Source organism: Secundilactobacillus sp. MJ173 (assembly GCF_059704265.1).
In genome coordinates this window covers 1-12,560 of sequence record NZ_BAAKGN010000012.1, presented here as the reverse complement: position 1 = coordinate 12,560, position 12,560 = coordinate 1, and the positions used below count along the sequence as shown (strand labels likewise).

Here is a 12,560-nt window from a genome sequence, read left to right as displayed (position 1 = left end):
AACAGACGTTGGAATACTTGTCAACGAAAATTTTATAACTAACAAGCGATAAACACGCAATGGAAACGTTTTAATTTAGTCAGCTATTTTTTTCGGGGTTGCACGGACGCTTTAAAGATTGGAATTACATGAGGATAATTGTTATGATAAAAACATTCGTGAAATTTAAACCACTAACCATCAAGAAATGAGGAATAACTGCATGACTGAATTTTATTTTATCCGCCATGGACAGACTGAGGCGAATGCCCTTGGTCTAAAACAGGGCACGATTAATTCTCAAATCACGTTGTTGAACGATAAGGGAAAAGAACAGGCACGACACTTACATGACGTGTTTGATATTGGCTTTGCCGATCAGGTCATCGCCAGCCCACTGCATCGTACGCAAGAGACAGCGGCCATTCTCAATGCGACAGCAAAATTACCTACAAAAACCGATGAACGGCTACTTGAAATTTCTTATGGTCAGTGGGACGGTTTGAAAAATCTGGCGTTACAAGCGCAATATCCAGCGGTTTTTGATCCGGTTCTGCGTGACGTTTTACCCAGTTATACGAAGTACGCTACTGATGGTGAAACGTTTGATCACGTGGTAGCACGTGTCACTGACTTTATGACAGCATATGCCAATCGTTCAGCGGATGGCAAGTACATCGTCGTGACCCATGGGTTTACCGTTAAAGCAGCCGTATTAGCTGCTTTGCACCCACAAGATACCATGACGTTGCCGGAGCCAGATAATACTAGTATCACTAAAATTAGTTTGGTTGATGGTCGCTATTACGTCTGGTTTTATAATCGCCTTTACTGATTTCTGAGCTGCGTGTTAAAGGGGCTTCACCATGTTATACCACGTTTCTCCAGCGTGTGTAGAAGCTGAAACGCCTTCGTTAACATAGCCATTCTGCTCATAAAAAGGCACTAACTTTGCGAGGCAGGTTAAGGTAATAGCTTCACGGTTTTGAGTACCAGCCACTTCTGCTAATTTCGTTAATAATTTACTGCCAAGACCTTTTCCGCGAGCATTTTTAGCTACTGCAAGACTTAGTACAGTTTGGTAACGATCCGTTGCGTTGTTGGCTGTTAAGTGATCATAGAGGTCATCGCTCAGGTAACGCTCGTTTGAAGCAGGCCCAACCACGTAGCCTAAGACTTGTGATCCCTGTGAGGCAACAATAAAGGTGTCGCTGATTTGCTCGATACGTTGCGCCATACTGGTTCTGCTGGCGGCTTCATCGGGCGTAAATCCCTGATTTTCAATGGTCATGATGGCGTCAAGCTGATCTGGCTTGGCAGGTTGAAATTTAAACATAACATCCTCCGGGTAATATTAGAATTGAAAACAACGTTCTCATTATAAGTGAATCTTAGGACAAAAGAAAACGGCTGTGACATAAGGGGTATATTGGTAAAAATTTCATCTGTTTTTTTGACTGAAAGGTAACTCAAAGTTTGCTTTTACTCAATACGCTAATCTAGTCTAAAATATGCCACAACTCAGATTTCGGTCAGTTAACACAAACAAAGCGTATTCGGCAAAGTTGCCGATACGCTTTGTTTGTGTCAAACTCGCTTGATAATCCAATTAGTTGGCATACAGCCAAACTCTTAACGTTAATAAATAGGCTTCGACTAAAGGGAAATCCTGTTTTCCCGGTAAAGAATCTTCTAAAACTTCGATGGTCTTTTGGGACCAGGGATGGATGTCCTTTTCATTTGAAATCAGTGCCAACTGTCCAGGCGTGAATAGTTCTGCCAATCCCAGTCGCTTAACGCTGCCATAGCGGTAACGCATAGCCAAAGTCCACAGGTAATCGTAAATCGATTGCTGAGCAGTTGTACCTAACGGGATGGTTTTAAGCAACGCATCTAGTCGTTGTTCCAACTGCGTTTCTAATGTGGCATCTGAAATTGGTAAGTCAGTAACCAGTTGACGGGGTTTAGAAAGTGATTTTAAGAGGTCTAAGGCTGCCCGGAATAGGTAATTTTCCTGTCCGTAAACAGCTATTTGCTGATCAACGGAAGGATCAACAACCAAGCCGTAACGTGCCAGAAAGTCGGAGACCCAGTTCAGGTCATGACGAATAGTATCCGCATCGGTATTCAACGTTTGAGTAAGTTCTTCTAGAGGAACATGCTTTGGAGCATGAATCACTAGCAGAAGGGTTAAACGGGTAAGTCGTTCAGTAGTTTGTGGATCTTGATTTTTAATCATGTTCATGCCTCCTTAATGACGTTAGTTTCATTTCTAATCTCAATGATTACAACTTAATCATCGCAGGTTAAAAGCCGGGTGTCAATCAGAAAGTAAACGGTTTCACTAAAGAGTGTGATGCAACTTAATGGATTCTGAAATTTAACACAAATAAGGCGTATTCCGTTGAAACTTTATCGGAATACGCCTTATTGTTTATGTTATCTCACATTCTAAAACGTGCTCAGGTAGGCAGAGACTTGCACGTAAGCACAGGAAACGACGATCAGGAAAATCACCTGATCCCCGTTTCCTGTGCTTACGCTCCAGTCTCTAGACGCCTACCTTTACACTCTATTGTTTAACCCGCCTGTTTCGCACTAGCAGATTGAGTGCTTTTAACTAATGCGGCAACAGTATCAGAAGCAGTAAATAATGTGACTTCATGGCTTAAAGCCCGAGTTGTCAGTTGCTTAGCCAGAAGACTTTCATCTTCGGTTGCGAGAACGAAAGCCAAATGTTCCGGCCACTTTTGCCCCATTTGGTAAACCTGGTGTGGATAGCCACCCGCATCAAGTGCAGCCATTAACTCAGTGTTTTTAGCATCGTATGGCGTAACCAGAATTGGTCCTACTTGGTCACTATCGAAATGATAACTGTCAAAGAATGCTTTATGGAGTGCTTCAGCTAAGGTCTTGCCGTGACCGAGATCTTCACCGGTTGATTTCATTTCTGGGCTGAGGGCAGTTGGTGCCCCTGGTAATTTAGCAAATGAGAAGACAGGTGCTTTAACGTAGACACTGTCTGGTTCTGGGTACATTCCAGGCTGCAGATCAATTTCGTTCAGTGATTTGCCGATGATCAGTTGAGTTGCCAGCTGAGCTAAATGCATATGAGTAATTTTACTCATAAACGGCACAGTTCTGGAAGCTCGCGGGTTCACTTCAATCACGTAAACTTGATCAGCGACGATAAACTGGATGTTCATCATGCCGATGCAGTGAACCGACTTACCGATTTTAGTGGCGATTTGAACGATTTCGGCTTTTTGAGCATCAGTTAACGTCTGTGGTGGATACATAGCGATGGAATCACCTGAGTGGACGCCAGCACCTTCCAAGTGCTCCATGATGCCAGGGATAAAGACTTGCTTGCCATCGCTGAGGATATCGACTTCGCATTCGGTACCCTTAATGTATTTATCAATTAAAATGGGTTCGCCATGGCTGTGCTTTAATGCTGGAACGAGGTAATCATTAAGCTCGTCTTGATTATAAACGATAGCCATACCTTTGCCACCAAGGACGAAGCTTGGTCGTACTAAGACGGGGTAGCCTAGCTTAGCTGCAATTTCATGGGCACCCGGAATGTCAGTGGCAGTATCACCAGCAGGGTGAGCGATGTGTTGGTCAATCAGCAGATCTTCAAAATCGTGCCGGTTTTCAGTTTGTTCAATACCAGCCATGTTAGTCCCGAGAATTTTAACGCCACGGTCAGTGAGCTGTTGGGTCAAATTAATCGCGGTTTGACCACCAAATTGAACGATAACACCGATTGGTTTTTCTAAGTTAACAATGTTCATAACTGAATCAATGGTGAGTGGTTCGAAGTAGAGCTTGTCTGAAATTGAAAAATCGGTTGAAACGGTTTCCGGATTGTTATTAATAATAATGGCATTATAACCGGCAGCCTGAAGGGCTTTGACCGAGTGAACGGTGGTGTAGTCAAATTCCACACCTTGACCGATCCGGATAGGACCAGCACCTAGGACAATGACGCTGTTACCCAGTGGCTTACTTTCGTTTTCGTTGCCAACCGTACTGTAGAAGTAGGGGGTAAAGCTTTCAAATTCAGCAGCACAAGTATCAACCATTTTGTAGACTAAATGCTGATCAGTCATACTGTGAAGCTTAGCTAGCTCATCATCAGTTACGTTAGTGACAGCTTTGATCATGTCGTCATCGAAGCCAAGCTTTTGAGCTTTTAGAACCAAGCTAGAGGTTAACATACCAGTCATTAATTCCTTCTGCATGGCGATGATGTTGATTAACTTAGCTAAGAAGAACTTGTCAATTTTAGTTGAATCGTGAAGTTGTTCGATCGTTGCACCTTTGCAAATCGCTGCAAATAATTCGAATAAGCGAATATCAGTGGGTGTTTTAATGGTTTCGAGTAAATCTTCAAGTGACTTATTTTTAGCGTCTTCCGGTAAGAGTGTGGTTTGCATCTGGGAATCCAGCTCTAATGATTGAACTGCTTTTAAGAGGGATTCTTCAATGTTACTGCCAATAGCCATGACCTCGCCAGTAGCCTTCATTTGAGTGCCTAACTTACGGTCAGCATGATAGAATTTGTCAAAAGCAAAACGTGGAATTTTGGCAACAACGTAATCTAACGCTGGTTCAAACATGGCGTAGGTCGTTTGCGTGATTGGATTGATGATTTCGTCCAGGTTAAGCCCCACCGCAATTTTAGCCGCGATTTTAGCAATTGGGTAACCCGTTGCTTTTGAAGCTAAGGCTGATGAACGGCTGACCCGAGGATTAACTTCGATCACGTAGTAGTGCTCGCTGTAAGGGTCTTGAGCCAATTGAACGTTGCAGCCACCCTCGATTTTAAGGGCGTTAACAATTGTCAGCGATGCATCACGTAGGCGCTGATACTCTTTATCCGTCAGAGTTTGTGTTGGGGTAAAGACGATTGAATCACCGGTATGGACGCCAACGGGATCAAAGTTTTCCATCCCGGCAACAATAATCGATGAGCCTTTGTGATCGCGCATTACTTCAAATTCAATTTCTTTATAACCAGCAATACTCTTTTCAACTAAGCATTCAGTTTCTGGTGACATGGTTAAACCACGATTGAGCACCGTTTCCATTTCCGTATCGTTGTGAGCAAAACCGCCGCCGGTACCCCCAAGGGTGTACGCTGGCCGGATAATGACTGGATAACCAATTTCGTGAGCAAAATCCAACCCAGTTTTAAGGTCGTAAACCGTCTTCGAAGGTGGAATCGGCTGATTGAGATCCTTCATTAAGTCTTTGAAGGCTTCACGGTCTTCGGCTTGATTGATCGTATGCAGGTTGGTTCCTAAGAGCTCAATTCCCAGGTCGGCAAGAATGCCTTTTTTAGCTAGTTCTACTGCCAGGTTAAGCCCAGTCTGACCACCTAAAGTTGGTAGGATGGCGTCGGGTTTTTCCTTCTTCAAAATGGCGGTGACGCTCTCCAACGTTAAAGGTTCCAAGTAGACTTTATCGGCGATTTCATCGTCAGTCATAATCGTAGCTGGGTTGGAGTTAATCAGAACGGTGTCATAACCCTCTTCTTTTAAGCTTAAGCAGGCTTGACTCCCAGCATAGTCAAATTCAGCAGCTTGGCCAATGACGATTGGACCAGAACCAATAATAACGATTTTGTTTAAATCTGTTCTTTTAGGCATGTTGTACTCCCCCATTCGTATGCATTGAACCAATAAATTTACTGAATAACCGCGTTGCTTCGTGTGGTCCTGGTGCAGCTTCTGGGTGATATTGAACGGAGAAGACTGGTTTTCCAGGATAGCGTAGTCCTTCACAGGTTTGGTCATTGATTTCAATGGCGGTAACTTCAAGGGGTGTTTCATCGACTGAATCAATATCAACGGCAAAACCGTGATTTTGTGAGGTGATGACCACTTCGCCGGTGAGCAGATTCTTTACAGGGTGGTTAATACCACGGTGACCGAAGACCATCTTATAAGTACGAGCGCCGTTTGCTAGTGCCAAAAGCTGGTGACCTAAGCAGATGCCGAATAGTGGATAGTGTTCCTGTAGTTCTCTAATTACGGGTAGGAAATCCGTGAATTCTTCGGGGTCTCCAGGGCCGTTTGATAACAGAATTCCATCTGGATGCAAGGCTTCAATCGATTCGAAGTTAGCTTCTGGTGTCACCACAGTGACGTTGGCACCAAAATTTCTCAGTGATTTAACGATGTTTGCTTTAACCCCAAAGTCAACTAGAACAACGTGATCTGGGTGCTCGTTTTCAGGGTGTGAGAATGTCGCCGATTTAACCACCATATCCACAGCTTTAGTTTGGTTGAAACTACTTTTAGCCAATGGCTGGTTAGTTAAACTAGCTTTCATGGTACCGTGCTTGCGGATGATCTTAGTTAACTGACGGGTGTCCACACCAGTGATACCTGGGACACCAGATTTTTTTAAAAATTCATCTAGGGTCATAACGCTTTGATAATGAAAAACCGTCGTTGCAATTTCTTGCATGACAACGGCTGATGCAGCAATCGTTGGTGACTGATTAGCGTGAAGCGAAATGCCATAGTTACCAATTAATGGATAAGTAAAGGTGATGATTTGGTTCGTGTATGAGGGATCGGTGATACTTTCTTGATAGCCCACCATACTGGTAGTGAAAACTAGTTCACCCTTGATTTCTTTAGTGAGGTCACCAACGGCGGTGCCCACAAATTGTTCTCCGTTTTCCAGTGTTAAATATTTCTTCATGTTTGATAGCCTCCTCAATGACCGCCTCGCCGGACGGAGTTAATTGCTTTTTGTATAAGATAAGATTTTTACCGAGTATTGTCAAGTTGGTTTATACATAAAAACAGCTATTTTCAGTTAAATATAAGTTATTTCGACCGTATATGAATACTTATAGAGATAAAAAACGGTTTTATTTTATACATTTTTGAAAGATAGTTGTCTGACATTATTTGGAAAAACCTTGATACAAAAAGGTTTACGACAAACTGTGGAAAAATCTAGAAAACGCCAATAGAACGGTGTTATGCAGAAAAATGAATATACAAAAGTTTTTTCTGAATATTGTTAACTTGTTTCTATTGATTTTTTAGATCAGAATTGATTTTAAACTATATTTCCGAATAAATCTAGTCAAAATCAGTACTGATATTCGTTTTTAATCAACTATATTAGTTGTGATATCAATTATATTGACTGCAAAACATAAAAAGACAAACTAATAAGAACACAAGGGTCGTTCACCCGATAGATGAACGACCCTTGTGTTAAAATGATTTTTCTGTTGATAACTTACTTTGCATCCGCAGTCTTCAAGTTACCTTCAACGTACTTGCGAATGTCAGCTTCAGATTCAGTCATGAATGGTTCCATTTGTTCTTCGGTCTTCATGGTATCGTGACCGTTGTGCTCCATGAGGTAATCCCAAATGGCGTCGCGAACTGGCATTTCTTCGTCGCTCCAGTCAAAAGCGTCATTCATATTGTAATCTAAGAATAAAGTCTTATCTACTGATTCTGCCATATTGAATTCCTCCTTACATCTACATTGTAGTCCTTTATTCTTGAGTGTTAAATTTTTAGCTTATAAATAAGATTAGACAAAATAACTGATTCATTGGAAGCGTTTAGAAGATGATTAAATCAAGCCACAGCGAATCATAATATTTAACAAAGCCGACTATTAGTGCTAGCATGAATTTGTTAGGGTATCCTAACGTATGATTTTAAGACAATAAAGGGAGCGCGATTTAAATGGCTAACAAGTTAAGTAAAGAACAGCGTAAGGCATTGATCGAAAAGGCAGAGGAAGACCGTGCTAAGCACCCAAAGGCTAAGAGTGGTAAGTCAGGTTTCGCAACCATTGACGAAGCTGCTGAAAAGCTAGAAAACCAAAACTAATCAAAAACGGCTTTGGCTGTTTTCAAAAGAACAGTAAAAAAAGAACGTGGTGGCAACCGATTGGCTGTGATCACGTTCTTTTTTGCAGTTATGCAGTTTTAACATCGACTAACCAGTTATCCTGAGTTGAATGGTTGGCTAGTTGATCACTTTGTTTAAGCAACTCATTGTTTCTGGAAATAATGGTACCTTTAACGGGTGATTTTAAAGTTTCTACCGCTTTTGCGCCTTCCATCTCAAGCAGGTCATCATCGGGTTCTAGCTGGTCATCTGGTGATGAAAAGTCCATAAAGGTGATATCACCTAAATCTTCATAAACTTGATCGGTCATCCCGATTCTAACGACACCTGGTTTGATTTCCTGATACCAAACGCCATCTTTTTCTTTCGGTTCAAACTTGGCTGGCTTGCCACCAAACAGGTGCTTAATGCTAGTGATTAACTTTGTCCAAAATGACATGACTATCCGCTCCCTCACATTTCGTTCATACAGTTAGTATACCGAGGTTTGTGAAAGAAAGAAAGCGATTCACGTTAGGCTGGTATCGGCATCAGAAAAACCGTAAAATAGAAGTATCAAATATCAGTGAAAAAGGGGCAAACCTTATGTTCTTAATCGATACTAGTCGTGATGGCAAACCAGTCTATGATCCAATCGTTAATCAATCGCTTGATAATTACTTGATCAATGACCTTAAATTACCGGGACATGGTCTCATCATGTACATTAACGAACCTTCCGTGATCGTTGGGGTGAATCAAAACGTTTTTGCGGAGGTTAACGTCCCGTATTTACGTGAGAATAACATTGCGTTAGTTCGGCGTACGTCAGGTGGCGGTGCCGTTTATCACGATATGGGGAACTTAGTGTTCGAAAATATCGTGGTAGGAGAAACCGATGATAACGCTGAGTGGGGTAACTATGGTGTTTTTGCGCGGCCAATCCTTGATGCGCTGCACGAGTTGGGGGCCACGGATGCAGTCTTACGTGGCAACTCTGACTTGGTGGTCAATGACCATAAGTTTACCGGTATGACCATGGTTAAATCGGGTGATGCTTATGCTGCCGGCGGAACGCTGATGTATGACATGGATTTGGAGGCGGCTAGTCAGGCATTGCATCCGGTGGAAACGCGCGTTGATGGTAAATGGGTGAAGTCAAATCGCAGCAATATTGAAAATATCAAGAGTCACTTAGCGCCAGAGTATCAGCAGCTAACGAGTGAAGACTTCAAGACCCAGTTGTTGCTGAAATTATTCCACGTAGAAAATCTGGCAGATATTGAGACTTATCATCTAACTGATCACGATTGGCAAATCATTGATGAACGGTTAGCTGAACAGTATCGAACGAATGACTGGAATTTTGGTGCGAATCCTGGTTTTAACCGCTATCGGTTTAAGCAGTTTAATGCAGGAACGATTGCTCTTAATTTAAGGGTTGATCGGCAGCAAATTATCAAAGTTGCCGTATACGGTGATTTATTAGAGGATAAGGTGGCCCGTAAGTTAGAAAATCAGCTGACGGATGCCAGTTTAAACAAGGATGACTTACAAAAACGGCTCAGTAAACGTTGGCTGCGTAAAGTCCTGAGTGACGCTGACATTGAGGCGTTAGTTGATGAATTATTAATTGAAAAGCAGTAGGTGAATCATGGCAAAGGCAAAGTATCCAGTTGAAGAATATATCGGTGTGCCAGTTGAACAAGATGATAGCGGTCAGTATGTTATTCGTGATGAATCAGATTTTCAGCTGCATTCTTGGCGAACTGGCAGGCATACGAAAGGTAAATTAAAGGGAATCGGTCAAGTTTTCTTGACCGAGAACCACTTAACCGTGGCGGTGGTTGTAACTAAACCCGTGGCGTATAAAGATAGGCATGCGATTACGCCAATGCAACGTTTTACCAGCGAATTTGTCAGTGATGAGTTGATTCAGTTGGCAAAAACCAAACTTAAATAGTACAAAAAGGACTTCAACTCAAAAATGGCTGAAGTCCTTTTTGTATATATATTCATACTTGCTTTATTTTACTTTTTAACGGCAATCTCTGAAACCTTAGGTAACTGATCAACAAACTGAAGGTAAGCTGCCTCTTCCGTGGTTTGCTGAATCGAGGCGGTTTCCATCGTTACGTTAGCGTTGTGAAGGTCTGTCTCATCAACGTCAATGAGGTGGGTTTCGGTAGCGTTACCTGTTAAATCGATCCAGTAGCGGTCATCAGCTTGGTGGACCTGGGTCTTAACCAAGCCACCCGGATTGTAGACGGTGATGGTGTGGTCGAATTCGCCTAAATTAGGATGAACCATAGCAAATGCCAAACTAGTGGCTGACATGCCTGTTCCACAGGCGTTGGTAAAGCCAACGCCACGCTCGTAAGTACGCACAAACAACTGGTTCTTCCCCAGAATTTGGGCGAAACTAACATTCACGCCATCTGGGAAATAGTCGTTGACGCCGTTTAAACGAGCACCTAATTCACCTAAAACGTCACTGTTCATGGTTGCTTCATCCACAAAACTGATGAGGTGCGGATTAGGAACCGCAATAGCCGTGAAGTTTAATCCTGGCGCAAGGGCTGGTACGGGTTGGTCGATCAAAGCGCCGTCACCCAAGTTGGTGAATGGAAAATCCGCTGGTTTGAACCGCACAGGGGAAATTTCCACGCTGAAAGCAGGTACTTCTGGTGCTAAGTCGTTTTGACGGCTCACTTGTAAATCGGCTGTCAGTGTCTCAACTTTAAACTGGTTAGCATGGTTCTTTTCAGCCAGGTAACGTGAAACGGTTCGTAAACCATTGCCACACATTGAAGCTTCGCTGCCATCAGCGTTGATCACACGCATTTGACCCAAAACGTTTTCATGGGAGGATGAGTTAACCACTAACACACCGTCAGCGCCATCTAAAATACCCGTTTGGGGATTTGTGATCTGCTGGGCCAATGCTGATAATTCAGCATCATTAAGTTGCTGGTCCAAGGTTGTTTGATCCAGTAAGAAAAAGTGGTTTTCAGAACCGTGAACTTTTCGTAATTGCACCATAGTTTTTTACTCCTTATTGTTGAAGATAATCGTGTCGCCATTGTATCAGTCTTTGGTTAAAAAGTCTCTTGATTAAATCAATTTTTAACGGGTTCACTGCTAAAAAAAGCGTTATAGATGGATTTGACCGCTTCTTCGGCATCCGCACGGCGGGTCCCCAACATGATTGAGATGCGGGAAGCACCTTGGTTGATCATGTGAACCCCAATGTCGTGTTGAACCAGTGGCTGAATGATTTGTTCAATAACACCCACTTTATTACGCATTCCCTCACCGACGACCATAATGATGGCGTAATCGTCGATCCATTCTAACGTGTCGGGTTGAAGAACTTCGCGAATATCATGACACATGTTATGAACGGTATCTTCGTCAAACTGGGTTTTATCGAAAATAACGGTCAAGTCATCGATCCCAGAAGGCATGTGTTCGTATGAGACGTTATATTTTTTGAAAACTTGGAGTAATTTCAGCGTGAAACCAACCTCTTTGTTCAGCAGGTAGCGGTGCAGATAAAGTGCAGCAAAGCGGGTAGAACTCGCTACACCGGTAATGGTTTGGGCAGGCTTGAAATCCTTTTCCGGTACAATTAATGTCCCAGGTAAATCGGGCCGATTAGTGTTCTTAACGTTGATGGGAATTTCACCCTGAATGGCTGGAATAATGGCTTCATCGTGAAATACGGAGAAGCCAGCGTATGACAATTCTCGCATTTCCCGGTAGGTCATACGGTGAATGGCCAATGGATGGTCAACTAATTTAGGGTTGGCTGCGTAGATGGCATCCACATCCGTGAAGTTTTCGTACAGATCAGCCTTTAACCCCCGAGCTACAATAGCACCCGTGATGTCGGATCCGCCTCGAGAAAAGGTGGCAATCTGACCGGCCGGAGTAAAACCAAAGAAGCCTGGGAAGACAAGAATTGCATCATCTACGTCAATGTGAGCTAAATGCGCGTAGGTTTCTGGTAGCACCGTGGCGTTATTGGGTTCATCACTAACGGTAATGCCAGCTTCCTTTGGATCAACAAAGCGAGCATTAAGGCCTAAATGAGTCATCACCGTTGCCATTAAGCGGGCATTCAGACGCTCACCATGAGCTTTAAAAGCGGCCATTAAATAGTCGTCATCAGGATAATCAGTCGTAGGTAACTCACTTAATGCCTGCCAAATAGGCGCAAGTGCATCTTCAGTTAAACCGAAGTAGTCACCAATTGATTGATACCGGCTAAAGATTTGGTTAAAAATTTCACTGGTGTCTGCATGTTTAATCGTTAATTGTGCATATTTAATAAGCAGATCCGTGACCTTAATGTCACCATCATGACGTTTACCTGGTGCTGAGGTAATAATGACTTGGCGCTCAGGATCGGCTTTCATAATCGAAATTACTTTTTCAAATTGGGGTCCGTCAGCTAACGAACTGCCACCAAACTTAACGACTTTCACATCTAACACTCCTTGTCCGTTCTGTTTTTATCAGAAATGGTTAATAATTACATTGAATTCTAACAGTTTATTTTTCTTTGGCAAATTTTTTTTAGAGGGAAATGGGGATGTTTTTGTGGGGCAATAGTAGGATGTGAAATTTTTTTGATTTAGTTTTTTTGGTGGGTGAAGTGGGTGGGAAGGCTCTTTACTCGTACATTGCCTAATT

12 protein-coding genes are annotated in these 12,560 nt (G+C 42.7%); 4 read left to right on the top strand and 8 right to left on the bottom strand.

Annotation, left to right across the window (positions count from 1 at the left end):
* The first annotated feature begins 202 nt into the window (after positions 1–202).
* Positions 203–814 (top strand): histidine phosphatase family protein, encoded by a 612-nt coding sequence (locus tag AC6H04_RS01545; protein ID WP_497570022.1) that lies wholly within the window; start codon positions 203–205, stop codon positions 812–814.
* Between the two features lie 15 nt (positions 815–829).
* On the opposite strand, the gene AC6H04_RS01540 is transcribed toward AC6H04_RS01545, so the two are convergent.
* From AC6H04_RS01540 to AC6H04_RS01520, 5 genes are all read right to left on the bottom strand, one after another.
* The gene (locus AC6H04_RS01540) at positions 830–1,315 is read right to left on the bottom strand and encodes a GNAT family N-acetyltransferase (RefSeq protein WP_497570021.1); all 486 of its coding nucleotides are present in this window, start codon (positions 1,313–1,315) and stop codon (positions 830–832) included.
* A 273-nt stretch (positions 1,316–1,588) separates the two neighbouring features.
* Positions 1,589–2,218, bottom strand: a complete 630-nt coding sequence (locus AC6H04_RS01535) for a hypothetical protein (protein WP_497570020.1) — start codon at positions 2,216–2,218, stop codon at positions 1,589–1,591.
* Between the two features lie 340 nt (positions 2,219–2,558).
* Entirely contained in the window at positions 2,559–5,639 is a 3,081-nt protein-coding gene (gene carB / locus AC6H04_RS01530; protein ID WP_497570019.1) for a carbamoyl-phosphate synthase large subunit, read from the bottom strand.
* Complete coding sequence (locus tag AC6H04_RS01525) at positions 5,632–6,702, bottom strand: carbamoyl phosphate synthase small subunit (RefSeq protein WP_497570018.1); 1,071 nt, start codon at positions 6,700–6,702, stop codon at positions 5,632–5,634. Before AC6H04_RS01525 ends, carB begins: the two co-directional genes overlap by 8 nt.
* 552 nt (positions 6,703–7,254) lie before the next feature.
* Entirely contained in the window at positions 7,255–7,485 is a 231-nt protein-coding gene (locus tag AC6H04_RS01520; RefSeq protein WP_497570017.1) for a P8 family protein, read from the bottom strand.
* A gap of 230 nt (positions 7,486–7,715) precedes the next feature.
* On the opposite strand from AC6H04_RS01520, the gene AC6H04_RS01515 reads away from it, so the two are divergent.
* Positions 7,716–7,862, top strand: a complete 147-nt coding sequence (locus AC6H04_RS01515) for a hypothetical protein (protein WP_089088279.1) — start codon at positions 7,716–7,718, stop codon at positions 7,860–7,862.
* An 88-nt stretch (positions 7,863–7,950) separates the two neighbouring features.
* Here AC6H04_RS01515 and AC6H04_RS01510 read toward each other — a convergent pair whose 3' ends face one another.
* Positions 7,951–8,322 (bottom strand): glycine cleavage system H family protein, encoded by a 372-nt coding sequence (locus AC6H04_RS01510; protein WP_497570016.1) that lies wholly within the window; start codon positions 8,320–8,322, stop codon positions 7,951–7,953.
* Between the two features lie 146 nt (positions 8,323–8,468).
* Here AC6H04_RS01510 and lplA point away from each other — a divergent pair, with 146 nt between their 5' ends.
* Both lplA and AC6H04_RS01500 read left to right on the top strand, forming a co-directional pair.
* Positions 8,469–9,509: a lipoate--protein ligase gene (gene lplA, locus AC6H04_RS01505; protein ID WP_497570015.1), complete on the top strand. Its 1,041-nt coding sequence runs from the start codon at positions 8,469–8,471 to the stop codon at positions 9,507–9,509.
* A gap of 7 nt (positions 9,510–9,516) precedes the next feature.
* Complete coding sequence (locus AC6H04_RS01500; protein ID WP_497570014.1) at positions 9,517–9,825, top strand: DUF7671 family protein; 309 nt, start codon at positions 9,517–9,519, stop codon at positions 9,823–9,825.
* Between the two features lie 68 nt (positions 9,826–9,893).
* Here the strand turns inward: AC6H04_RS01500 and dapF are convergent, their stop codons facing one another.
* Together dapF and AC6H04_RS01490 are read right to left on the bottom strand one after the other, a co-directional pair.
* On the bottom strand, positions 9,894–10,904 hold the full coding sequence (gene dapF, locus AC6H04_RS01495) for a diaminopimelate epimerase (RefSeq protein ID WP_497570013.1): 1,011 nt from the start codon (positions 10,902–10,904) through the stop codon (positions 9,894–9,896).
* A 77-nt stretch (positions 10,905–10,981) separates the two neighbouring features.
* The gene (locus AC6H04_RS01490; RefSeq protein WP_497570012.1) at positions 10,982–12,352 is read right to left on the bottom strand and encodes an aspartate kinase; all 1,371 of its coding nucleotides are present in this window, start codon (positions 12,350–12,352) and stop codon (positions 10,982–10,984) included.
* Between the last annotated feature and the right edge of the window lie 208 nt (positions 12,353–12,560).